Genomic DNA, 25,497 nt, shown 5'->3' on the forward strand with positions numbered 1-25,497 from the left:
TACCAATCTGTCTTTTTTACATATAAAAGAACGATTTATATTTTATCTTGTTATATTTTAAATTAAACTTAAATTTTTACTTTTTGTTAATCATTGAGTTTTTTTACGACTTTTTGATGCCATAAATTTAATGTTTTTTCAAATCCAATATCAAAGCTTTGATAAAATTTAATATCTTTTTCTAAATATTTTTGCTCAACCCAACCGCCAAAATCATGAGGATATAGATAGTTTTTTTTATCTAAATTTGTATTGATAAGGTATGTTGGAATTTCTAAAGGCGGGTTTTGTTCTACATATTTTAAAGCTTTATTTATGGCTTTATAACTTGAGTTTGATTTAGGAGAACTAGCCAAATATACAACACATTGTGAAAGTAAAATTCTAGCTTCTGGATAACCAATCTTACTAACGCAAATCATTGTGTTAGTAGCCAAATTTAATGCATTTGGATTTGCATTTCCAATATCTTCGCTTGCAAAAATAGAAAGTCTTCTAGCTATAAATTCAGCACTTTCACCTTCATTGATTAACCTTGCAAGATAATAAATACTAGCATCAATATCACTTCCCCTTAAGCTTTTAATCAATGCACTTGCCAAATTATAGTGAGTATCGCCACTACTAACTCCATCTTTAAGTGGCAAATTTCTTAACTCTCTTAATGTTTTTAGTGTTATATTAGTACCAATTTTTAAAGCAAAATCAAGTAAATTTAACATAGCTCGTGCATCTCCACAACTAGAAGATATAAGATAATCTAAAGCATCGATATCTATATTAAATTTTAATACATTTTGTATCCTAACAAAAAGAGATTTTAAATCTTCGTTAGTTAGTGATTTTAACTCAAAAAGCATTGAGCGAGATCTAATTGCACTGGTTAAAGAAAAATATGGATTTTCAGTACTAGCACCAATGATTTTAACAAAATCATTTTCCATAGGGATTAGAAGAGATTCTTGTTGTGTTTTGGATAATCTATGAATTTCATCTATAAAAATTAAGGGCTTAAAGAGAGAATTTCTATCTTTATCTATCACTTTTCTAATATCGTCTAATTTTAAATTTCCGCCATCAAATTCGTAAAAATTCATATTTAATTCATTTGCTATAACTCTAGCTATCGTGGTTTTACCACATCCAGCTGGTCCAAAAAATATCATATGCGCAATAGTGCCTTTTTTAATCAACTTAAACAAAGCACTATTTGGAGATATTATGTGTTTTTGTCCGCAAATCTCTTCTAAAATTTTTGGTCTAAAATCAAGTGCTAAACTCATAATATCTTATTTTTTTTGTTTCTAATAATAATATTTATACTTTCAACAACCAATGAAAAAGCCATCGAAAAATAAATATAACCCTTAGGAATATGAAAATCAAATCCATCAGCTATCAAAGCAACACCAACTAAAATCAAAAACGATAGTGCTAAAATTTTAATAGTTGGATTGCTATCAACAAATCTACTAATTGCTCCGCTTGCAAGCATCATAACTCCAACTGCTACTACAACAGCAATTATCATTATATCTATATGATCAGCCATTCCTACAGCTGTAATTACACTATCTAATGAAAAAACAATATCAAGTATAGAAATTTGAACTATAATACTTGCAAAACTAACAGATTTTGTGTTGGTTTGTCTGTTTTCTTCTTCGCCTGTTACACTATGGTGAATTTCTGTAGTTGATTTTAATATCAAAAAAAGCCCACCAATTATCAAAATCAAATCTCTGCCTGAAATTTCATTTCCAAATACACTAAAGATCGGAGTAGTTAATTTCATAATCAAAAACAAGCTAAAAAGAAGCGCGATTCTGCTAATCATCGCAAAACCAAGCCCTACAATTCTTGCTTTGTTTCTTTGATTTTGAGGAAGTTTTGCACATAAAATGGCGATAAAAATTATATTATCAATACCAAGTACGATTTCTAAACCAATCAGCGTAAATAGACTTATCCAAGCTTCTGGAGAATATATCCACTCAAACATTTTCATCCTTTATATAAATTTTATCAATAGTTAAAATTTCAATCACACAAAGAGGTAAAATTTCATGCTCTATTTTATGAATTTCATCCTCCCAATCCTGTAGAGTCATATTTTTATTTCTTTCAAATGTGCGTTGTTTTATGATTTTTCCACCATCTAACTCATCGCTAACATAATGAACACTAACACCGCCTACTTGCATATCGCTAAAAAAACTATCTTTTATAGCGTTTGAACCTTTAAAAAGAGGCAAAATGCTAGGATGAAGATTGATGGCTTTTATTTGACTTGTAAAAGTGTTAGTTAAAATTCTCATAAATCCAGCCAAAACAACCAAATCAACATCTTTTGCTTTAATTTCCTTAACAAGTTGAGCATCAAATTCCTCTCTTGAATTAAATTTTGTATGCTCTATGATTTTAGTTTCTAGCCCAAATTTCTTAGCTCTTTGAATACCAAAAGCATCTTTTTTGTTACAAATTAGCAAAACACACTCTATTTTTACTCCATTAAAAATTTTATTATGAACCTTTTTAAGTAGAGCCTCTAAATTTGACCCATTTGAGCTAAATAAAATAGCTATTTTTTTTACAAACATTTTACTCCTTCGATAATATCAAGCGGTGTTAATGAGTACGAATTTTTACTAAAATTATTAAGACTCAAAGCGTGAGCCAAAACTCCATTTATACTAGCGTCTAAAATCGAATAATTTTGAGTCAAAAAAGCACCTATAAATCCAGCTAAAACATCACCACTCCCACCTTTTGCTAGAGCTTGATTGCCTAAATCGCAAATATATAAATAGCCATTTTTAGCTATAATCGTATTTGCACCTTTTAGCACTAAAACGGAGTCAAATTTTTCACTCCAAATTTTAGCAAACTTAAAACGATTATCTTGAATTTCACTAACACTAACATCAGCAATATTAGCTAGCCTTAACAAACTTGAAAATTCTTTTGGATGAGGGGTGATTACTAAATTTGGATTGTTTTTAAGTAAATTGATAATATTTTTTTTATAACACAAATCAGCATCTATAACACAAATTTTGTTAGTTAATTCGTCTAAATTTATGTTTTTTTCTCCCAATCCAGGACCAGCAACTACAAATTTAGCATTTTTTAGTGAAGATTTCTGCATCAATTGATATGGCAAATTAAATAGTCTTTTATCGCTAACTAAACTAACAAGCCCAGCTCCTAAAGCATTTGCCGCAAGAGCAGCCAAAATACCAGCACCTTCCATATCGCCACTTATTACATATAAATGCCCAAAATCACCCTTATTTACATTAAATTTATCTCTTAAAGGAAGCTTTATATCATTATTTTCAAGCAAAAAATAGTTAGTTGTTTTTTCAAATTTAATTCTACTAACACCCAAATTTGCAACTCTTACTTCGCCGACAAAATCCTTTGCAACATCCAAATAAAACCCAAGCTTTAAAGTGCCCATTGCAACAGTTATATCACTTTTAAATACGGTTTGTTTATCTATGACTTGACCAAATTTATTAATCCCAGTTGGTATGTCAATAGCAATCTTAAATGCAGGTATTGAATTGATTTTAAAAATTATATCTTTTACTTTATCATCCAAATCTCTATTTAATCCACTACCAAAAATAGCATCTACATAGCAATCAAAACCATAAATTTCGGTAGTTTTTTTAACTCCAACCTTTTCTAAAATTTCTAGTTGAAATTTTGCCATTTTATTTAAATTTTCACTAACTAACAAAATACTAACATCATAATCACCAGATATTCTTCTAGCCAAACAAAGCCCGTCAGCTGCGTTATTTCCAGTGCCACAAACAACTAAAATTTTGCTGTTTTTTTCTAATTTTTCTCTAATAATATTTTCAACACCGCTAGCTGCATTTTCCATTAAAATTTCTTGATTAATGCCTAAATTTACGCACTCTAAATCTAAATTTGCAGTATCTAAAAATAATTTTTGCACCTAAGCACCTCTTTGCCTAAAACTTAAACTCTCCAAAATATGATTTTTCATAATGATTTCGCTTTTAGATAAATCGGCAATGCTTCTTGCTACTTTTAGAGCTTTATTAATGCCTCTTTGAGAGAGATTAAATTTACTAATAGCTTGTTCCAACGCCTCTTTTGCACTATTTTCTAAGATACAAAATCTATTAATTTCAGTATCACTCATCTTGCCATTTAGCTCTTTTTGTCCTCTTGATTTTTGAATTTTAAAAACATCTAAAACTTGCTCATACATCTCTTTGCTACTAATTGTAGATTTATCATTTTTATCTATTTCATCCATAGCAACATATATATCAATTCTATCTAAAATAGGCGATGAAATCGTGCTTTTATAGCGTTTAATTTCCATCTCAGAGCAGACACAACTACTTTTTTTACTAAATAAATTCCCGCAAGGGCAAGGATTTTGTGCTGCTACAAATAAAAATTTAGTTTCGTAGCAAACTTTTGAATTTACTCTTGATATTAGAATTTTATTATCTTCTAAAGGCTCTCTTAGGCTCTCTAAAATTTTCTTACCAAAATGTGGAAATTCATCAAAAAAAAGCACTCCACCATTTGCTAATGCAACTTCACCAATCTTAGCAGAATGTGAACCACCGCCAAAAATCGAACTTCTCGTTGAAGTGTGGTGAGGATTTCTAAATGGGCGTATAGCACTAAATTCAATCTCTTTATTATTTAAAGACTCATATGCAGTAGTAAGCAAAACTTCATTAATGCTTTGTGGGGGCATAATATAAACAAGTCTTTTTGCACACATACTTTTACCGCTTCCAGGACTTCCTTCAAATAAAATATTATGCATACCGCAAGTTGCTATCAAACACGCTCTTTTTGCACGATCTTGCCCCTTTATATCTAAAAAATCAAAATTAAAATTAAAATTTGGAACGAATTTTTGATTATTAATCTCTATACAATTCTTAAAAAGCGGATGCATCGAACTTACCAAAGAGTTGTTTTTAAATTCATCATCGCTAAAAAATTTCAAGGCCTCATCTAAATTCTCAACAGCATAAACTTCAAAATTTGGAATGCTTGACGCTTTTAAAGCAATGTTTTTAGGAACTAAAATTCTAGCATATTTTACTTTTTGACTTAAAAATAAAAGTGTAGAAAAAAGAGAATTTGTACTTTTTAACTCTCCACTTAATCCAAGCTCTCCAAAAACAAAAAAATCTTCATCAAAGTTCTCTTTTTGCAAAGCAATTAAAAGTGCAATAGCAAGATCAAAATGACTTCCTCTTTTTGGTATGTCAGAAGGGGATAAATTTATGACAATTTTTTGTGGGGGAAAGTTAAAATTTTGATTTAAAAGTGCTGCTTTTATGCGATTTTCACTCTCTTTAATAGTTGTATTTGCAAGTCCAACCACACTAAATCCAGGCAATCCCCTTAAAAAAGAGGACTCAACATTTACAATCTGAACTTCGTCGGCAAAAGTAGCACATTTTAAAGATTTCATTTTAGTTTTTGTTTCTTTTGATACTCTTTGGTAAAATTTTTTCTCTGTTTATACCCTAATCTTTCTATAAATAAATGACCATTTAAATGATCCATTTCGTGTTGAATGCAAACAGATAAAAGATCGCTTGCTTCTAATTCTATAAATTCACCAAATCTATTTTGATACCTTATCTTTATATTTTTTGATCTTTTAACTTCATCATAAAAATTTGGCACTGATAAGCAACCCTCTTCCCAAATTATCTCTCCATCTTTTTCTAAAATTTCAGGATTAATAATTTCAAGCAAATCACTTTTATCTTGCACCCCATCTTTATTTGCTAAATTTATAACCAAAACACGAATCGCTTTGCCAACTTGAATAGCAGCAAGACCAATGCCTTTTTTTGCTATCATTGTGTCGTACATATCATCTAAAAATTTATGTAAATCATCGTCAAATTTTTCAACAATTTTAGAATTTTCATAAAGTTTTTTATTAGGGTATGTTAAAACATCTAGCACCATCTATTTTAAGCTCTTTTCTAAAACTTTATCAATAAGTCCATAACTTTTAGCTTCGCTAGCACTCATAAAAAAATCTCTATCTGTATCTTTTTCTATTTTTTCAATACTTTGAGAACAGTTTTTGGCCAAAATTTCATTTAAAGTCTTTTTGATACGAAGAATTTCTTTTGCTGTGATTTCTATATCTGTAGCTTGACCTTGAGCTCCGCCAAGAGGCTGATGAATCATCACTCTAGCATTTGGAAGAGCAAATCTCTTACCCTTTTGACCGCAACTCAATAAAAATGCCCCCATTGAGGCTGCTTGACCTATACAAATTGTGCTAACATCGGCTTTTATATAGTTCATCGTATCATAAATACTCATCCCGCTTGTTACAACACCACCTGGGCTATTTATATAAAGATATATATCTTTTTCTGGATCTTCGGCTTCTAAAAACAGAAGTTGCGCTACAATGGATGCGGCAATATCATCATTTATTTCACCACTTAGCATAATAATTCTATCCTTTAAAAGCCTAGAGTATATATCATAGCTTCTTTCGCCCCTGCTTGTTTTTTCAATTACATAAGGCACATAAAATCCCATTATTCGCCTTTTTCTTCTTTTTTATCTTTTTTGAAAATATCATTAAATAATTTTTCTTCTATCAACGCCATTTTTACAGCCGGCAATATTCCTTGATTTTTATAATCTTCTAAATGTTTTTTAGGATCTATACCATACCTATAAGCCTCAAAATACACAGTTTGTAAAATTTCATTATCACTTACTTCTATTTTTCTAACTTTTGCTAATTCATCAATTATAAATGTTAATTTTACACTTTTTTGAGCATCGCTTCTATACTCTTCTCTTTTGTTAGTTAAAGCGTCTTTATCAGCCCTAAATTTTTCCATATCTTCTTTTGAAAAGCTATCCCAAGCATTTCTAAATTGCAGATCAATTTCTTGTTCAACAATTACATTTGGTAAATCAAAATTTATCTTTTCAACTATAGCATCAACAAATTTTGGTTTTAAATCCTCGTTTAGAAGTTTTTGAAATTTATCCTCTTTTATTTGAGTTTTTATTCTTTCTTCAAATTTTTCAATTGTTATATCTTCTTCATTTGGAACCAATTTTTTTAAAGTTTCTTCATCTAATTTTTCAGCTATATTTTTGGCTTGAATTTCATGCAATTTTACCTTAAAAACAGCGTCTTTATCTGCTAAATTTGGAGCTTGATAGTCGGCTGGGAATTTTACTTTTATATCCTTTTCTTCGCCAACTTTTAAACCAATCATACCATCTTCAAAACCTGGTATAAACTGCTTTGAGCCTATTTCTAAAATATAATTTTCAGCCTTTCCGCCCTCAAAAGCCTCTCCATCAACAAAACCTTCAAAATCAAATTTAGCAAAATCTCCACTTTCTAAAACATCTTTTTCTATTTTTTCTAAAGGTGCTATCATTTTTAAAAGTTCGTTGATTTTTTCTTCAATCTCTTTTTTTGTAACTCTTGGGGTTGAGTATTCAGGAATTACTTCCTCATATCCACTAACATCAACCGCTGGTCTAAAAGAAATTTCAATTTGAGCGTCTATATTTCCATCTTTTTCATCAAATTTAGAAAAAATAGGCTCACCTAAAATTTCATCTGTTTTTTTGTCGATATCTTTTAAACCATCATCTATAGCCTTTTTAAAAAGCTCTTGTTTTGCATCTTTTAAGAGATCATCTTTATATCTATCTAAAACTATTTTTACAGGAACGTTTCCTGGTCTAAAACCATCTATCTTAACTTTTTTGGCTGTTATTTTAGCTATATCATTTAGCTTATTTTCTATGCTTTTGGCATCTATTTTTGCCTCTATAATTGCATTAGCTGAATTTAATAATTTCGAAGTGATTTCCATCATATTCCTTTATGTTTTTAAAAATTTGTCTATTAATATACCAAATTTTACCTTATTTTAAGTATAAATTTTAAAATTTTTTAAAATTTTTATGCGTTATATATTTTTGTGTGAGATATCTTAAAAAATATTAAATTTTATCTTGTAGAATTACAAAATTTTACAAAATCAAAAAGAGGTTATAATGAAAAAAGGATTTAAAACAAGTGAAATTAAAACACTAGGTCTCTCATCTTTAGGCGGAATGCTTGAATTTTATGATTTTATAATTTTTGTATTTTTTGCAAAGTATATTTCAAAACTATTTTTTCCCGAGCATTTAGATTCTTTTTGGCAAATACTAAACACATACGGAGCTTTTGCGGCAGGGTATCTAGCAAGACCTTTGGGCGGAATAATTATGGCACATTTTGGCGATAAATATGGTAGAAAAAATATGTTTATGTTATCTATTTTATTAATGGTTATACCTACATTTTGTCTTGGTTTTATGCCTACTTTTGAAACTATTGGATATTTAGCACCACTTTTATTAATCGTAATTAGAATTTTGCAAGGCATTGCAATAGGCGGAGAACTTCCTGGTGCTTGGGTTTTTATGAATGAACACGCTCCTAAAAATAAACTTTTTGTAAGCATTGGATTTTTAACCGCCGCGGTTGTGGGTGGAATTTTGCTTGGCAGTATAGTTTCACTTTTTATACATTTAACTTATCAAGATGAAGCGATTGCAAAATGGGCTTGGAGAATACCATTTATTATTGGTGGAGTATTTGGGATAATTTCTATTTATCTTAGAAAATTTCTAAACGAAACACCTATTTTTAAAGCAATGAAAGAGAGAAATGAGCTTGAAACAATGCCACTTAAAAAACTTTTTAATCAATATAAAATAAATTCTTTCATATCAATGCTTTTTACTTGGGTTTTAACTGGTTGCATTGTTGTGATGATTTTGCTTATGCCAAATTTTATGGCCACGAAATTTGAAGCTAGTGGATATGTAAAAATAGACTTTATATATCTACAAATGATTTGCATATTTTTAATGTGCAGTGGATGCGTGATTTATGGGTATTTAAGCGATATTTTTGGACTTGAAAAAATAAGTGTAGTTTTTGGTGTTTTGTTTTGCATTTTTGCGGGTGGGTATTTTTACTTAGTTTATAATGGTGGAAGTTTTGAAAGTGTTAGAATATGGTATTTTTTAGCTGGATTTTTTGGAGCTATTGGACCAACTGGAGCACCTTTTCATATGATAAAATTATATCCATCAAACGTAAAATATACAGGAATTTCTTTTTCATACAATATAGCTTATGCAATAAGTGGCGGTATAACTCCTGTTTTAGCTGCATTTGCAAATGAAAAATATCCATCATTACTAATTGTATATATGGTGATTTTAGGATTAGTTTTTTTAAGTAGTGTTTTTTGGTTTAAATCAAAAAAAGTAAAGAAATTTTAAGTGTTTTTATGAAATTTAAAAAGCTTTATTTGATTGTTTGTGGGATTTTTATACTTGGATATTTTTATATTGAGTATAAAAGTTCTCAAAACATTCAAAATATAAAAAAATACTTTGAATTTAATGCAGAAATAGTTTTAAAAAAGATTGAAGAAATAAGATTAAATGCTCTTGCTATGTCCATTATAGTATCTCAAAATAAAGAGATAAAAGAGTGTATTTTAGAAAATGATTTTCAAAAATGTCAAAAAATTTTACAATCTTATACCTCAACTTTAACACAAATTCCTATTTATCAAAATGTGCTTTTTCATTTGCATTCTAAAAATTTAATAAGCATTGCAAGAAGTTTTGAAGATAATAAATATGGTGATAATTTAAGCACTTTTAGATTTACTCTAAAAGAAGTCAAAAAAACAATTACTCCAATATCTGGAATAGAAGCTGGAAGGTGTGGAGTTTTTATAAGGGGGATTGCTCCGATTTTTATAGATAATAAATTTAGCGGAAGCAGTGAAGTTATGCTTGATTTTAAACCCATTTTTGAGATTGCAAAAAGAGAGGGGTTTGATATTTTTATTTTGATTGATGATAAATTTAAGAGTGATTGTTTTTTTGAAAAAGATCAAATTCTTAAAAATTTTATTATTTTAAATAAAGAAAATTCTAATTTAAATTTAGCTTCAATTCTTCAAAAAATAGATTTTAAAAATCAAAATTTTATTAAATTTAAAAATAATTACTTCTTTTCTAAAAAATTATATGATTTATACAATAACTACATAGGCTATATAATAATTCACATCAATAATGATAAAAAAAATAAATTTATTTCAAATTTAAAACTTGTATTATGAGATGTTGTCTAAAATTTTCTCTTTATAGGCAGGTATAGCGTATGTAAATGTGCTACCTTGTTTATAGATAGATTTTACATTTTTAGATATTGCATATTTTTGACAAATTTTTAATACAATATTAAGCCCTAAGCCAAAACCTCCATTTATCCTATCTTCTCTAACATATCGTTGCCAAATTTTAGATGTATCTTTTATACCTATGCCAAAATCTTTAACAACAAATACAATCATACCATTTTCAAGATGCAAATTTATTAGAATTTTTTGTCCTTCATTTGAGTATTTAATTGCATTTGAGATGGTATTATCTATAAGCCTTGTTGCTTCTATTTCACTCATAAAAATATATAAATTTGGCTTAATGTGAGCTATTATTTTGATATTTTTACTTTTTGCTACGGCGTTTATAAATGATATTCTTAAAGCCAGAAATGAAGATAAATTTATCACTTTCTTGGTAAAATTTATCTTAGAATTTTTAATAAAATACTCAATATCTTCATAAGTAATCATCATCTGTTTTAATGCAGATTTTATTCGGTGTGTGTTTTTATTTTTAAATTCCATCATTGATAAATTTAGCATTGCAACGCCTAATGGAGTTTTAAGCTCATGCATTGCGTCATTAAAAAAAGTCGTCATTTTATCTTTTTGTTCTAAGTGGGATTTTATAGTGCTTTGGTGTGTAAAATACATTATTAAAAACACAACCAAAATAGTTGCAAAAAGCATAAAACAAGTGATTAAATTTAACTTTTCGTTTGTCAATTTTTTAGCAACTATTAAATAATAAAGCTTATCATCTTGAAAGAAAAAATCTTTATAAAACATATAGTTTTTAAATTTATAAATTTCAAAATCAAAATTTAGTAAATCTATAGCTAAATTTGAAAATAAAATTTCATTTTTGTGATTTAAAATCATATATTGATATATTAAATTTGGTTTTAAATTTATAGAATTTGGATCTTTTTTTATATCATTACTTTTTTTGACAAGAGAAAAAATTTCTTGATTTTCTATTGATTTTTTAGTTAAATCAAGAATTTGAAAACCTTGAAATATAAATAAAAAAATTATTATCATACTTGAGAAAAATGGAATTTTTATATTTTCAAACATTTATTTTATATCCAAGACCTCTTTTTGAAATAATAAAATTAGGGCTTGTCTTTTGCCTGATTTTCATTATATGCATTCTTACATCAGCACTTTCAACATCAGCCCAAATTTGAGTTAAAATTTCATCAATGCCTACAAAAGTTCCTTTTTTAGTAAGCAAAAAGTCTAAAAGTTCAAGCTCTTTTTGGCTTAAATTTATGATTTTATCATTAAATTTTATATGTTTTGCTATCGTATCATAAAAGAAATTATCTATTTTTATTAAATTTTTATCATCTTTTGAATAGTATTTTCTCATAAGCTCATTTACTCTAAATTTAAGTTCAGCTATATTAAATGGCTTCTTTAAATATTCATTACAACCAAGCAAGTAACCAATTTCCATATTATCAATATCAATCAAAGAAGTCATTATCATAATCGGTGTTTTTAAATTTAAACTTTTAGCGTATTTCATAACCTCGTGACCTGAAATTTCAGGCACATTGATATCAAGGATAAGAAGATGATAAAAGTTATCTCGTATCTTGTCGCAAGCTTCTATACCATCGCAAGCTTCATCGACTTCATATCCTAAGCTTTGCAAATACTCAGCTATACTTTTTCTGTAACTAAAATCATCTTCTAATAAAAGAATTTTCACAAAAACTCCCTAAAATTTAAACTCCCAAACAAACTTGACCAGCATAAACAAAAAAGAATCTAAGACAAACAACGCCAGCCACAATACAAATAGAATCCAACACTATAAAAATTGGCTTATAGGCATGATTTTTTAGTGCTGTAAATGCTATTAAAATCGGTGCAAAAAGTCCAACCCCAAAAGCACCAATCCAAAATAAAACTCCATAAGAATTATGCGTTAAAGCCTGTTTTACCGCAACCAAACTAGATCCGCCCTCAAAATATAAACCTAAAAATAAAACCATTAAAAGCGGAATCTCAAAAACAACCGCCCTTAAATCCATAGTTAAAAGATATTTTATACTATTTTTGTTTAATGTCCCTTTAAAAAAAGTCATTCCAACCAAAACAGTTGTAGCAATACCGCTTGAAAATCCAGAAAGCAAAAATAAAAGCGGTAAAACGGGAGTATTCCATAATGGAATTTTATAAGCCGCACCAAGTAAAAATCCAGTATAAAGACCTACTCCAAGAGCCAATATAAAAAGTAAATATTCAACACTTTTTGCTAAGCTTGCAAAAGATCTGATTATATTTAAAATAGGCGATAAAAAAGATAAATATTTAGAATTTTTTATCTCTCTTTCAAAAATAATAAGTGCAAAAAGATAAGATAATGGCGTAAAAATAAGCAAAGTTATAACCCCTACGCTCATTACAGAAGTAAAATTATATTTAATCAAAATCCAATAAAAGCTAAGTGGCTTACTAAGCTCAGCTATAAGCAGTAAAAGTCCAGCACTAATAGCTATCGGTGCTGTTATGGCTCCTGCTTTTACCATAGAATCCCAAATTGAATTTGTATTATCACTATGCATATTCCATTTAACTAAAAGAGAGATTATGATAGCACCTGCACTAAGTCCAGCTAAAACTAAATAAATAGCAATGTGCCAACCCCAATAAATTTCATTAGCTCCATTTGAAACCATCCATAAATTATTCATAATATCCCCCTTTTTTGTTTTTAATAAATGCTAATTTTGGTTTTGTGCCTAATTCTTGCTTTGGAAAACTAAGAGAATTTTGAGATGCCACTTTTCTAATGAAGCTATTTTCATCATTTAAATCTCCAAAAATAAGTGCATCTGTTGGACAAACACTAACACAAGCAGGCTCATCCCCTCTTCCAACACGAGTATCAAAACAAAACGTACATTTACTTACAGCATGCGTTATAGGATCTACATATCTTGCATCATATGGACAGGCCAAAATGCAGTATTTGCATCCAATGCAAGTTCTCTCATCTATCATTGTAATACCATTATCTAATTTAAAACTTGCATGAGTTGGACAAACATCCACGCAAGGGCTTTCATCACACATCACGCAACTATGTCTTTGAAAATCGATTTTTAAATTTGGAAATGATCCTTTCATATTTGAATGTACTTCTAATCTACTAACTCCATCTGGTACCTTATTTTCATTCTTGCAAGCTACCAAACAACCTTGACAGCCTATACATAAATTTTCATCATAAATCATTGCATACTTTTTCATAATTTATCCTTTTATACTTTCTTTATCTCAACGCCAACATTTGTAACCATCGTTCCTGACACAGCACCATCTGCAGGATTTAAAAGTTTGCTTTGATTTAATCCATCACCAAATGTCCTTTTAAGACCTTTACTTACATGACCAAAACCATGATAAACAAACAAAGAGTCCTCTCTAATGCCTTCTGTAACCAAAACTTTAGCATATCCGCTTGCAAATTTACTTTTAACTAAAACGGTATCTCCTGTTTTTAGATTATATTTTTGTGCTGTTTTTGTATTAATCCACATTGGACTTTGATCCATCATATCATTTAATACTTTTATATTTTGCGTATGTCCATTTGTATGGATCGGTGTTTTGCCACTCATCAAACAAAGTTCAAAACCATCATAAACATCCATATCTCTTGTGTGTAAACAACCTTCTCCAGGAAGTTTATCTTCAACGCTTTGTAAAAAAAGTTCTATTTTTCCACTTGGAGTTTTAAATTTCATCAACGAAGACATAAGCCCATTCTCATCTACAAATTTAGCAGATTTTGGATATTTCTCGACAAATTTAGAAACACTTTTTTTATCCATATAATAAAGTTTTGGAACTTTCCAAGAAACATAACCATCTTTAATCAAACTAGCGACTAATTCGTGATTTCCTTTTGCTTGTTGCATTCTATACTCATTTATATTATTCCAAGTGTAGTCTTTATCTATTTGCATTTTTCTTGCTAATTGTCTAAAAATCTCATATCCACTTTTTGTATCCCCAAGTGGCTCAATAACTTTATTTCTCATACAAAATGCAGGGGAAGTACTACTTTTATCTAAAATAGCCTCATCTCTTTCTAAATACGTACTTTCAGGCAAAACAATATCAGCAAACCAAGCAAAATCACTCATATAAATATCAACAGCCATAACAAAATCAAGTTTTTTAATGGCTTCTATGCTTTTTTCTTCGCCCGCTACATTGATTAAGTGATTAAATCTAGTGCTAACCCAACCTTTAATAGGATATGGTTTTTCTTCTAAAATTGCAGGAGCAATATCCATTAAAACGCCATGCTTTCTAGGTATAAAATAGTGCTTATGTCCATCTTCGCCACATCCATCAATGCGACTAATTTTTGGAATTTTAAAATTTTTATCTGGATTAGCTAATGTTAAAAATAGCTCTTCATCACAAATTTTATTAAAATCAGATGATTTTTTACCAAAGAAAATTCCACCAACTTTCTCAAAATTTCCCATCAAGGCATTTGCGATTGAAATAGCCCTTGTTCTTTGATATTCTGCTCTTGTTGTTGTAGTTTTATGTCCCCAGTCTATCACAACTCTTGGTGCGGCTTTATAAATTTCATCAGCTATCCTTTCAACGACTTCAGCTTTTATACCTGTTAAATTTTCTTGCCATTTAGGCGTACTATCTTTAACGGCTTCTTTTAGCTCTTCTAGACCAACTGTAAATTTATTAACAAAATCTTTATCGTACTTACCATCTCGTAGCCAAATATGAATCAACGCCATTACAAATGCAAGATCTGTTCCAGGTCTAACAGCAAGCCACTCATCAGCTTTTGCAGCCACAACACTAAATCTTGGCTCTAAAACTAAAAATTTAGTATCGCTTTTATAAACACTTTTAGCTAGTTTTTTTGTCTTTGAAATATCAATTCCTTCAAATAAATTATGACCAAAATTTACTATATATTTTGCATTTTCATAATCTATTTTTGGAGTTACACCAAAGGTATGAGGAACTGCTATTTTTTCGGTAATTGGACAACAAGACCAGTGTGAAAAAATATTTGGGCTACCATAAGAACAGGCAAAATTTGTTAATTGATTATGACTTTCGCCACTTTTTGAAGTAAATACAACAGATTTTGCACCATATTTATCTTTAATCTCATCTAACTTTTTAGCACAAAATTCATAAGCCTCATCCCAGCTTATCTCTTTCCATTTTCCCTCTCCTCTTTGTCCTACTCTAAGAAGTGGTTTTAACAATCTTTGTTTATCATAAAGTTGATTAACTCCAGCCCCACCTCTAGCACAAACTGACGTTTTATTTGATGAAAATTTAGGATTTCCCATAATAAAATCACACTTGCCATCTACGACTCTTGCTTCGATTTGACATCTTGAAGAGCACATTTCGCAAAAACTCTTAACATATCTAGCACCATCATTTACAACAAATTTAGCATCTAAATTTAAAGCACCCAAGGTGCAAGCAGAACCTTTTAAAAAATCCCTTCTACTTATAGATTTACTCATAATCAACCTTTCAAATAAAATTATCAAAATTATATATATTTTGTGTAAAATTAATGTAAAAATTTAGTCTCCAATTTTAATGACGCTATTAATTATATATTGTAAATTAGCTAAATATTAAAATTAGTTTGGATATTTTTGACTTATAAATTTACTATTTTTATTTATAGGTTAGATTTTAACTATTGTTTTGTCCGCATTATCTATTTGCTCGCTTATTTTTAAGTGATGTATTTCGTTAAATTTTGTATTTAATGGTTGTGCTTTGAAGTGTTTAATTATCTAAATTTATAAATCATATATTTTTTAGCTAAATAATCTTAAAAGACATAAGATCCCTGCAAAATTTAAAACACAACAAAACAGGCATTCTTGCAAATATCAATTTTATTCTTTTTGATGCTTATTTTTAATATCTCACACTATTTATTTTTAAAAAATCTCTCAAATCTTCATATTCAGATGCAGTTAAATATCTCCATTTACCATCTTTAAGCATTCCTAAATTTACTCTTCCAAAACTAACTCTCTTTAAGTCCATAACCTCTAAATCAAAACATCCAAAAAATCTTCTAAGTTCCCTATTTTGACCCTCGTTTATTATAACTTTAAGTTTTGTATAACCTCCACTTGAACCAAGTATAGAATACGCCAAAAACGGCTTAAATTCCATAGATTTTATTTGACTTTTTTTATGAGCACCTTTTGTTGCATCTTTAGCAAAAAATCCATCTTTCATAGCATTTATGACATCATTTCCAACTTCACCCTTAACTTTCAAATAATACATTCTCTCAATATCACTTTTCATTAAAGAATCAGCAATAGCTGGAGCATCGGTTAAAAGCAAAAGCCCCTCACTTGCAAAATCAAGCCTGCCAATAGGTATAAATTTTTTAAATCCACTAGGGAGAGAGTCGTAAATTATTTTTCTTCCACGATCATCTTTTTTAGTAACCAACTCGCCTTTTTGTTTGTTATAAACTATCATAGTAAATTCAGTTTTTTTCTTAATCAAACGCCCATTTATACGGATTTTATCTTCGTAACTAACTTCTATAAAATCACTAACAACACGACCATTTACACTAACTTTTCCATCTTTAATCAACCTATCTGCTTCACGTCTTGAATATCCAGTATTGTGCGATATAAATTTATTTAATCTCATTTTGTTCATTTCATAATCCTAAATTTGCTAAATCGTGAATATGTAAAATTCCAACTGGTATTTTTTCATCATTAACGATAATTAGTAATTGAATTTTATATTTTTCTATCATCTCTAAAGCTTTACTAGCTAACATATCTTTATCATCTATAGTTTTTGGTGTTTTTGTGGCATACTTAAGGGCTTTTTGATTTATATCAAAATCGCTACTTTGTAACGCTCTTCTTAAATCTCCATCGCTTAAAATAGCAACTAACTCGCTGTTTTTGTTGGCTATCAAAACAGCCCCAACTTTTCCGTGAGTCATAGCATCTATGGCAATTTTTAAGCTAACATCATTACCAATAACTGGTAAATTGTTAGTTCTCATAATATCGCCAACTTTTAAAAATAGCTTTTTTCCTAAACTTCCTCCAGGATGGAAATTTGCAAAATCGCTCTCTTTAAAATTTTTCATTTTCATCAAACAAATCGCTAAAGCATCTCCTAAGGCTAAAGTTAAAGTCGTAGAAGTTGTTGGTGCCGCCCCTAAAAGACATGCTTCTTTTACGATATTTAAATTTATAATTTTATCACTAAAATTAGCCAATGATGAGTTTTTGTTTTTAGTCATTGCGATAATTTTTACGCCAAATCTTTTTAAATGTGGCAAAATTTCAGTTACTTCTTTACTTTCACCACTAAAACTTATGGCTAAAATTAAATCATTTTTTTCAACCATACCAAGATCACCATGAAGTGCTTCTGTTGGATGTAAAAAAAAGCTAGGAGTGCCAGTGCTTGCAAAAGTGGCTGCAATTTTAGCTCCTATATGCCCGCTTTTGCCAACGCCAGTTATTATAACCTTTCCTTTGCAAGAATTAATTAAATTTAAAACATCAACAAAGCTTTCATTTAACATTTTTGAGTGCCTTAAAAGCTCATCTCCTTCAATTTTTAAAACCTCCCTTGCTAGCTCTAAAATCTCACTCATTTTATGCCTTTATCGTTTATAAATTTTTCCATAGCAATATCATCTAAAATTTTATCAAATTCTTTTTCAAATCTATTTGAATTTTTTATATCAAAATCACAAATCGTTTTCATAAAATCTTTAAAATTTTTGTTTTTGCTAGCTAATTCATCCATTAAATTTAAATCTAAACTCTCTTTAAATCTAGCCGCTGCCAACACTTTGCTTTGATCTAAATTTTCACTATCTAAACTTATAACGCCTATGCCAAAACTAAGCGATGTTTTGTTGATTAAGTCTTTTAACTCATCGTTTTCTTCATTTATATTTAAGGCCACTAAATAGCCTTCATTTGCCCAGCTTGAGTTGCTAACAGCCTGAAAATAACACTCTCTAAAATTTGAAATATTTAACTCTTTTTTTATCTCAAAAGAGTAAATTTTTACTCGTCTTTTATCAAATTTAGATATAAATTCTAAAATTTCATCTCCAAATTTTTCAAATTTTACGCCAATCATATCAGGATACAACCATTTATCGTAACCTTTTTTATTTTTAGTGCTATTTTCGTGAAAAATTGTCTTTGAAAAAGCATCAAAATTTGAATTGCTGTATATAAATTTTGCAAGAAGTAAATGCAAATCTCTCTCGCAAAATTTATCCTCACACTTCTTATCGTCTAAAATTTCATATTTTACAGCTTTAGATATTTTGTTGAAATTTTGATTTTTTAGCTTTATTGATATTTTTGGTTTGTGTTGAACTATCTCAAAAATGCTATTTTGATAATTATGTTTTATATCCGTATAAATACGTGCTCCAAAACTAGCATAAGGTGTTTTTCCATTTAAATTTAAGCTTTTTGTGAGTCCTAAATTTTTAGCAATATCCCAAATTTCGTTAATCGTTAAAGGCTTATAGCTTTTTTCTAAAACTATTTTTGCTACTTCTATATTTTTATTCATAAAATTTCCAATCACATTAGATAAATTATAGGCACTATTGTTGGATACTTTTTAAGTTTTCTAAAAATATGCTTTCTAACCGCTTGTCTGATTTGACTCTCTAAAGCTCTTTGATCTTTTAAGAGTTCATCTTTTAAATTTACCAAAAACTGCATCAAAACACTCTCCATATCTTTAGCAAAAGATTTTTGATCTCTATCACTAACTAAACCATACGTAACAACCCTTGTTTTTAATAAATTCTTATCATTCATTCCAACTTGTGCAATTATCATCACCACTCCAGCATCTGCTAAATTTTGACGATGCTTTACAATCTCATCGGTAATTTGCTTATTGATTTGATTATCTATAAAAATTTTGCCAGTTTTTATAGTCTTAACTCTTTTTAAATAGTTTAAATTTACCTCCATTTGATCGCCATCACTCATTAGATAGATATTTTTTGGATTAACCCCACACTCGATCGCAGTTTGAGCGTGTTTGTGTATGTGATTAAATTCTCCGTGAACAGGTAAGAAAAATTTTGGCTTTGTTAAACGAAACATAAGTTTTTGCTCTTCTTGTGCTGCATGACCTGAAACATGAATTTCACTAAAATCTTGATACGCCACACTTGCACCACTTTTTAACAAAAAATTTAGCACAGTTGAGACACTGCCTTCATTGCCAGGAATTGCTTTAGCTGAGATTATGATTTGATCTGTTGGTTTGATTTTTATATATTTATGCTCATCTGTTGCCATTCTATAAAGCGCACTCATAGTTTCGCCTTGAGAGCCTGTTGTTACTATTAAAATTTTATTATCAGAATATTTTACTACTTCGTTTGCATCTATAAAAATGCTTTTATCTAACTCAACATAACCAAGCTCAATAGCAGTAAATAAATTTCTCTCCATAGATCTACCTATTACACACACTTTTCTTCCAAATTTAAGACCATACTCTATAGCTTGGCAGACACGGTGAATATTTGAGCTAAATGTGCTCATAATCACACGCCCTTTTGAATTACTAAAAATTTTATCAAAGGTTTTACCAACGCTACTTTCGCTTTTTGTAAAGCCTTCTTTGTGAGAATTTGTACTATCACTCATCAAAAGCAAAACCCCTTTTTCGCCATAATAAGCCAATCGTCCCAAATCTGTTGGATAGCCATCTATTGGTGTATGATCTATTTTAAAATCACCCGTATGTATGATTGTGCCAGTTTTTGTTGTAATAGCAAGAGCTGAAGCATCGATGATAGAGTGAGTTATATGTATAAATTCTATCTCAAAATCCCCTATTTTATATATTTTTCTTTTTTCTACAGGCTTAAAAAAACTTCTTTTATCTTTTAATCCATGCTCTTCAAATTTATTTGAAATCATACCGAGTGCCAAGGGCGTTGCATAAATTGGATAGTTAAATTCTTTAAAAAAATATGGCATTGCACCGATGTGATCTTCGTGAGCATGAGTGATAATTATGGCTTTGATTTTATCTTCTATTTTTTTAATGTAACTAAAATCAGGTATTAAAATATCTACGCCAAGCATAGTTTCATTTGGAAAACTCATACCTATATCAACTATAATAGCACTATCTTGCGTTTCAAATACAGTCATATTTCCACCAATTTCTCCAAGCCCACCTAGAGGAGTTATGCGAATTTTATCGCTATTTGGCTTACTAAATTTAAGAGGATTTAGTCTTAAATCTTGCATTTTTTTATTTGCAATGATTATATCTTGCATATCTTTTTGCCACTGTTCATTGCCATTTAGTGTGCGAGGAGTTTTTGATTTTTTCTTCTTTTTGCCAGTTTGCGAATTTTCATTTTTTGCTAAATCTTTTGAAACGCTATTTTGTCCATTGATTTGAGCTTGTTTTTTTAAATTTTGCCTATGTCTTGAATAGCGATTTTCTTTTTTTAAAAACTCTTTTTTTACTGAATTTTTTGATAAATTTTCACTCTTTTCTTCCATTTTCTACCTTTAAAAAATTAAAAATTTTTATTAATAAGGTGTTATTTGATTGATGAGGTCTGATTTTTTTATCTAAATTTATATCTTCAAAAATTTTAACTACAAAATTCTTCTTAAATTTGGTAGTTAAATTTGAAAATAGTGTCTTTCTTGGACTTGAAAAACAAATTCTAAGAAAATTTTTATAATCAAAATAATCTTGCATTTTTAAATCGCCAAAGTTATTAAATTTATCAAATTTAATAACGCTAGACATCACTTTAGGCATAGGTTTAAATGATGTATTTGGCACATCAAATAAAAGATTTATCTCTCCATTTAAATTTGCTATTAAAGATAAAGAATTTGAGTTTTTATCATTTAGTGTAAATTTCAAAGCCACTTCTTTTTGTATCATCACTATAAAACCAACGCAATTTTTATCATCAATGGCTTTTAGGATGATATTTGTTGCTACATAATATGGCAAATTTGCAACCAAAAAATAACTCTCGTCTAAAAGATTATCTTTTTGCCAAAATTCCAAAACATCGCCTAAAATTAAATTTAATCTAGAATTTGTAATCTCTGTTTTAAAATTTTTACTTAAAATTGTAAAAAGTTCTTCATCAATCTCATAACTTCTAACTTTTGAAATTTCTAATAATTTCTTAGTTAAATCACCTAAGCCAGCCCCAATTTCTACCAAATTTATATCTGAATTTTTGGGAATCGATTGGATGATTTTATCTAAAATAAAACTATCTTTTAAAAAATTTTGTCCAAATTTCTTTTTTGCCTTAATCATCTCACAATTGTAGCCAAAAATAGTTAATAAACTCTATTTTTAAGGAAAATTAGCTAAAATACCATAAAGGAGGAACGATGGAAAATTTAACAAAAAGAATCATTCCTTGTCTTGACGTTAAAGATAAAAGGGTTGTTAAAGGCATAAATTTTGTAAATTTAATAGACGCAGGAGATCCTTTAGAAGTAGCAAAAAGATATAATGATGAAGGGGCCGATGAGATATGTTTTTTAGATATTACTGCTACAGACGAAAAGAGAAAAACAATAGTAGAAGTCATTGAACGTGTAGCAAAAAATCTTTTTATCCCCTTAACGGTTGGAGGTGGCATAAAAAACATAGATGACGTAAATGCCCTTTTAAGTGTTGGTTGCGATAAAATAAGTATAAATTCATCCGCTGTAAATAATCCAAATTTAATAGATCAAATAGCTTTAAAATTTGGATCACAGTGCGTTGTTGTGGCTATTGATGTAAAAAGAAACAAAGAAAAATACGAAGTTTTTACAAACGGCGGTAAAAAAAATAGTAAAATTGATGCGATTTCTTGGGCTAAAGAAGCACAAGAAAGAGGAGCAGGCGAAATTTTACTTACATCTATGGATGCAGACGGTACTAAAAATGGTTATGATATAGATATCACTAAAAAAATAAGCAATCTTCTAAAAATTCCAGTGATTGCAAGTGGCGGAGCAGGAAAAATGCAAGATATTAAAGAAGTTTTTGAGATTGGTGCAGATGCTGCTTTAGCTGCTTCTATTTTTCATTTTGGAGAAATCAGAATAAACGAGCTAAAAAAATATCTCTTAAATAATAATATTAGTGTTAGAATTTGAGGTTTTTATGGAAAATTTATTAATTTGTGCAGGCGGTAATGAAAATTTTGATTTTGCAAAAGGAGTTGGAATAGGACTTGTTGATAGTGCTATAAATTTAACTCATATGCTTTTAAAAATGGATAAAATGCCTAAAAAAATTATATTTATAGGCACTGCTGGGATATATAAAGATGGTGAAATATTGAAAATTTATGAATGTTTTTATGCTTCAAATTTAGAAATTTCAAAAATCTTAGGGCTATCATATACTCCTTTAAATATGGATAAAATTTGCAATGTTCCACGTGAAACTTTATCAAAAAATAGATCTGATATAGTAGTAAATTCATCAAATTTTATAACAACTGACAAAAAAAGTGCTTTAAAATTCTCAGATTATGGATTGATGCTAGAAAATATGGAATTTTTTTCTATTTTAAGCGTGGCAAATAAATTTAAAATTCCATGTTATGCTTTGCTCTGTGCTACAAATTTTTGTGATGAAAATGCTCATAATGATTTTTTAAAAAATCATTATGTTGCAAAAAAAAGATTAGAAAATTATATGAAAGAAAAAGGGTTGATTTGAAAAATTTACTTGATTTTACGAAAGAAGAGCTATCTGATATCATAAAGCCAGCTTTTAGAGCTAAACAAATTTATGAGTGGATATATAAAAAAAATGTTGATAGTTTTGATGATATGAGGAATTTGCCAAGGGATTTAAGGGATTATTTGAAAGAGAATTTTTATTTTAATCCTTTAAAAAAGGTAAAAGAAGAAGTAAGTCAAGATGGAAGTAAAAAATATCTTTTTATGTTAAAAGATGGTAAAACTATAGAAAGCGTTTTATTACCAATGAAAGGTGATGAATTTGATGAAAATGGCAAACTAATAAAACACGCTCGCTATACAATTTGTGTTAGTTCGCAAGTTGGCTGCAAAATGGGCTGTAGTTTTTGTCTAACAGCTAAAGGTGGATTTGTTAGAAATTTAACGCCAGGAGAGATAGTTGAGCAGGTTCATTTTATAAAAAAAGAAAATAAGATTCCATATGAAAGGCGAGTAAATATAGTATATATGGGGATGGGTGAGCCTTTAAATAATTTAAACAATCTAGCAAAAGCAATTAAAATTTTTACAGACAATGACGGTCTTGCCATCTCACCAAGAAGACAGACTGTTAGCACTAGCGGACTTAGCTCTCAAATAGTAAAATTAGGTAACTTAAATTTAGGCGTGTTATTAGCTATTTCACTTCATGCTGTAAATGATGAATTAAGACAAGAGTTAATGCCTGTAAATAAAGCCTATAATATCGCCTCTATAATGGAAGCTGTTAGAAAATTTCCTATTGATATGAGAAAAAGAGTGATGTTTGAATATCTTATGATGGATGGCGTAAATGATAGCATAAAAGATGCAAAAACTCTAGTAAAGCTTCTTGATGGCATTAAAGCAAAAGTAAATTTGATATACTTTAATCCGCATGAAGGAAGCATTTATAAACGCCCTAAGCCTGAAAATATGGAAAAATTTAGAGATTTTTTACAAAGCAAAAGCGTTACTTGCACTATTAGAGAGAGTAAGGGTATTGATATTAGTGCGGCTTGCGGTCAGCTTAAAGAAAGGAGTAAAAATGACAACTCTTGATTTAATAGAAATTTTTTTTATAGCTAGCATTGTTGTGGTTGGGGTTGGATTTTTAATTAAAATTATTTTGGATGACAAAAATGATAATTGAGTTTTTAAATTTTGATAATAAACCTACATCGCTTCTAAAATATAAATTTATTCTAAGTTTATACTATACCCAGATAGAGTTAATTAAATCAATTTTAGAAGCAGTTTAAAAACAAAACCGATATCATTTGGCATTAAATTTATTTCTATTATTTTACTTACAGAAATAAATATAAGATTTTATGACAAGGGTTTAAAAATCAAAATACTTTCATTTTAGGATATATTAGATTTAGCAAAGCACAAAAACTTGCAAGAAATTAATTAGTTATGGCGTTTTATTGCAAAATAAAGTTTATCAAAAGTCAAAAAGCTTTTTATCTTTATTTTAAAACGAATGCAGATATCAAAGCATTGGTAAAATTTTACTAAATAAAATATCGAATTTATTTTATTTTACACAATTTTAAGTCTTTAATTTTGCTATCAAATTCACAATTTTTTAGTCATTGAAATCAAATTTAATAAAAATAAATCTATCAAGTCAAATCATTTGTTTATAAAAATTAATTTTTAAAATTTAAAAGTTATAATATTTTGCATTAGCCCACCAATTCATCAAATCCATCTCTAAAATCATTAAATTTTAAAACCAATTAGTTTTTAAATAAGATACAAAAAAGGTTAAAAGCTTGATAAATTTAGGCTATAAGATTGTTTATTTATCGGTGTTTTTTAAATTTTCAAACACTTAATTTAGCAAAGCTTATTAATTAAAACTATCTTTTAACTCCAAAATCATCAATTGATTATTAGGTTATTTTTGTTTATATTAGTTTAATACGGCTTATTTATCTTAGTTTATTTATTAAATCTTGGTTCAACAAAAAATCCTATTTCTCTTTAATATAATTATTTGCATTAAAACTAGCACTTTTAAATACAAAATTTCTCTTAATCGCCTCCCTGTAATCTCTAAATATATTTACAAACTCATTTTATTTATAGCAAAAAAAAGAATATCTTACAATTAATTTCATTAAATTAACGGTTTTACCACGATCTTTTTACATAAAAATAATTTTCCTCTCTTTTGGTATTAAAATTTGAATTTATTTAAAGATTGTTTTAATTTAATTAGCTTTCATAACTTCTAAAATTTTTCTTATAAATTTATGGTGACAACACTTATTTTATAGATAAAATTATAATTCAAAGCTAGTTTGATTTAGTTTAAATTCACTAACCAAAAGTTGCCATTATTTATCAAATTTAATTTATGAATTTGATATTGCTAGGTTATTTTTTATTTATATTAGTTTAATACGGCT

23 protein-coding genes are annotated in these 25,497 nt (G+C 28.7%); 5 read left to right on the forward strand and 18 right to left on the reverse strand.

Going from position 1 to position 25,497, the window contains the following annotated elements; translation table 11 throughout:
• Positions 1-86: 86 nt before the first annotated feature.
• From F1B92_RS00860 to tig, 8 genes are read right to left on the reverse strand one after another with little or no spacing between them, the layout of a single operon-like run.
• On the reverse strand, positions 87-1,283 hold the full coding sequence (locus tag F1B92_RS00860) for a replication-associated recombination protein A (RefSeq protein WP_154570027.1): 1,197 nt from the start codon (positions 1,281-1,283) through the stop codon (positions 87-89).
• Entirely contained in the window at positions 1,280-2,002 is a 723-nt protein-coding gene (locus F1B92_RS00865) for a TerC family protein (protein WP_154570028.1), read from the reverse strand. Before F1B92_RS00865 ends, F1B92_RS00860 begins: the two co-directional genes overlap by 4 nt.
• Entirely contained in the window at positions 1,995-2,600 is a 606-nt protein-coding gene (gene purN, locus F1B92_RS00870; protein ID WP_154570029.1) for a phosphoribosylglycinamide formyltransferase, read from the reverse strand. The genes F1B92_RS00865 and purN overlap by 8 nt, the downstream gene beginning before the upstream one ends.
• Positions 2,591-3,973, reverse strand: a complete 1,383-nt coding sequence (locus F1B92_RS09445) for an NAD(P)H-hydrate dehydratase (protein ID WP_326833051.1) — start codon at positions 3,971-3,973, stop codon at positions 2,591-2,593. Before F1B92_RS09445 ends, purN begins: the two co-directional genes overlap by 10 nt.
• Positions 3,974-5,488 carry a YifB family Mg chelatase-like AAA ATPase gene (locus F1B92_RS00880; RefSeq protein WP_154570030.1) on the reverse strand — a complete coding sequence of 505 codons (1,515 nt, stop codon included), beginning with the start codon at positions 5,486-5,488 and terminating at the stop codon, positions 3,974-3,976.
• Positions 5,485-5,997, reverse strand: a complete 513-nt coding sequence (gene def, locus F1B92_RS00885) for a peptide deformylase (RefSeq protein WP_154570031.1) — start codon at positions 5,995-5,997, stop codon at positions 5,485-5,487. Before def ends, F1B92_RS00880 begins: the two co-directional genes overlap by 4 nt.
• Positions 5,998-6,588, reverse strand: coding sequence for an ATP-dependent Clp endopeptidase proteolytic subunit ClpP (gene clpP / locus F1B92_RS00890; RefSeq protein ID WP_154570032.1), 591 nt, complete (start codon positions 6,586-6,588; stop codon positions 5,998-6,000).
• Positions 6,588-7,898, reverse strand: a complete 1,311-nt coding sequence (gene tig / locus F1B92_RS00895; RefSeq protein ID WP_154570033.1) for a trigger factor — start codon at positions 7,896-7,898, stop codon at positions 6,588-6,590. Before tig ends, clpP begins: the two co-directional genes overlap by 1 nt.
• A 184-nt stretch (positions 7,899-8,082) precedes the next feature.
• Between tig and F1B92_RS00900 the strand changes: the two genes are divergently transcribed.
• A complete protein-coding gene (locus F1B92_RS00900; RefSeq protein WP_154570034.1) occupies positions 8,083-9,366 on the forward strand; it encodes an MFS transporter in 1,284 nt (427 codons plus the stop codon).
• Between the two features lie 8 nt (positions 9,367-9,374).
• Positions 9,375-10,223, forward strand: a complete 849-nt coding sequence (locus tag F1B92_RS00905) for a cache domain-containing protein (RefSeq protein WP_154570035.1) — start codon at positions 9,375-9,377, stop codon at positions 10,221-10,223.
• On the opposite strand, the gene F1B92_RS00910 is transcribed toward F1B92_RS00905, so the two are convergent.
• The 10 genes from F1B92_RS00910 to rsmA all read right to left on the reverse strand — a co-directional run bounded on the left by F1B92_RS00910 (position 10,218) and on the right by rsmA (position 21,665).
• Positions 10,218-11,348 carry a sensor histidine kinase gene (locus tag F1B92_RS00910; protein WP_229770851.1) on the reverse strand — a complete coding sequence of 377 codons (1,131 nt, stop codon included), beginning with the start codon at positions 11,346-11,348 and terminating at the stop codon, positions 10,218-10,220. The two genes, F1B92_RS00905 and F1B92_RS00910, sit on opposite strands and share 6 nt — an antisense overlap.
• Positions 11,341-11,991, reverse strand: a complete 651-nt coding sequence (locus F1B92_RS00915; protein ID WP_326833052.1) for a response regulator transcription factor — start codon at positions 11,989-11,991, stop codon at positions 11,341-11,343. Before F1B92_RS00915 ends, F1B92_RS00910 begins: the two co-directional genes overlap by 8 nt.
• Positions 11,992-12,007: 16 nt before the next feature.
• Positions 12,008-12,979, reverse strand: coding sequence for an NrfD/PsrC family molybdoenzyme membrane anchor subunit (nrfD, locus tag F1B92_RS00920; protein WP_154570036.1), 972 nt, complete (start codon positions 12,977-12,979; stop codon positions 12,008-12,010).
• Positions 12,972-13,538: a 4Fe-4S dicluster domain-containing protein gene (locus F1B92_RS00925; RefSeq protein WP_154570037.1), complete on the reverse strand. Its 567-nt coding sequence runs from the start codon at positions 13,536-13,538 to the stop codon at positions 12,972-12,974. Before F1B92_RS00925 ends, nrfD begins: the two co-directional genes overlap by 8 nt.
• An 11-nt stretch (positions 13,539-13,549) precedes the next feature.
• Entirely contained in the window at positions 13,550-15,817 is a 2,268-nt protein-coding gene (gene phsA / locus F1B92_RS00930; RefSeq protein ID WP_154570038.1) for a thiosulfate reductase PhsA, read from the reverse strand.
• 409 nt (positions 15,818-16,226) lie between these two features.
• Positions 16,227-16,988, reverse strand: a complete 762-nt coding sequence (locus F1B92_RS00935) for a pseudouridine synthase (protein ID WP_229770855.1) — start codon at positions 16,986-16,988, stop codon at positions 16,227-16,229.
• 10 nt (positions 16,989-16,998) lie between these two features.
• Positions 16,999-17,961 (reverse strand): KpsF/GutQ family sugar-phosphate isomerase, encoded by a 963-nt coding sequence (locus F1B92_RS00940; RefSeq protein WP_154570040.1) that lies wholly within the window; start codon positions 17,959-17,961, stop codon positions 16,999-17,001.
• Positions 17,958-18,905: an HTH domain-containing protein gene (locus F1B92_RS00945; RefSeq protein WP_154570041.1), complete on the reverse strand. Its 948-nt coding sequence runs from the start codon at positions 18,903-18,905 to the stop codon at positions 17,958-17,960. Before F1B92_RS00945 ends, F1B92_RS00940 begins: the two co-directional genes overlap by 4 nt.
• An 11-nt stretch (positions 18,906-18,916) precedes the next feature.
• Positions 18,917-20,878 (reverse strand): ribonuclease J, encoded by a 1,962-nt coding sequence (locus tag F1B92_RS00950; protein ID WP_154570042.1) that lies wholly within the window; start codon positions 20,876-20,878, stop codon positions 18,917-18,919.
• A complete protein-coding gene (rsmA, locus tag F1B92_RS00955; protein ID WP_154570043.1) occupies positions 20,862-21,665 on the reverse strand; it encodes a 16S rRNA (adenine(1518)-N(6)/adenine(1519)-N(6))-dimethyltransferase RsmA in 804 nt (267 codons plus the stop codon). The genes F1B92_RS00950 and rsmA overlap by 17 nt, the downstream gene beginning before the upstream one ends.
• Before the next feature lie 77 nt (positions 21,666-21,742).
• Here rsmA and hisF point away from each other — a divergent pair, with 77 nt between their 5' ends.
• The 3 genes from hisF to rlmN are packed head-to-tail and all read left to right on the forward strand — an operon-like array spanning position 21,743 to position 24,136.
• A complete protein-coding gene (gene hisF, locus F1B92_RS00960; protein WP_154570044.1) occupies positions 21,743-22,501 on the forward strand; it encodes an imidazole glycerol phosphate synthase subunit HisF in 759 nt (252 codons plus the stop codon).
• Between the two features lie 7 nt (positions 22,502-22,508).
• Positions 22,509-23,072 (forward strand): phosphorylase family protein, encoded by a 564-nt coding sequence (locus F1B92_RS00965; protein ID WP_154570045.1) that lies wholly within the window; start codon positions 22,509-22,511, stop codon positions 23,070-23,072.
• Positions 23,069-24,136, forward strand: coding sequence for a 23S rRNA (adenine(2503)-C(2))-methyltransferase RlmN (rlmN, locus tag F1B92_RS00970; RefSeq protein WP_154570046.1), 1,068 nt, complete (start codon positions 23,069-23,071; stop codon positions 24,134-24,136). The genes F1B92_RS00965 and rlmN overlap by 4 nt, the downstream gene beginning before the upstream one ends.
• Positions 24,137-25,497 lie beyond the last annotated feature (1,361 nt).

The sequence above is a fragment of the Campylobacter portucalensis genome (genome assembly GCF_009690845.1).
Classification (GTDB): Bacteria; Campylobacterota; Campylobacteria; order Campylobacterales; family Campylobacteraceae; genus Campylobacter_B; species Campylobacter_B portucalensis.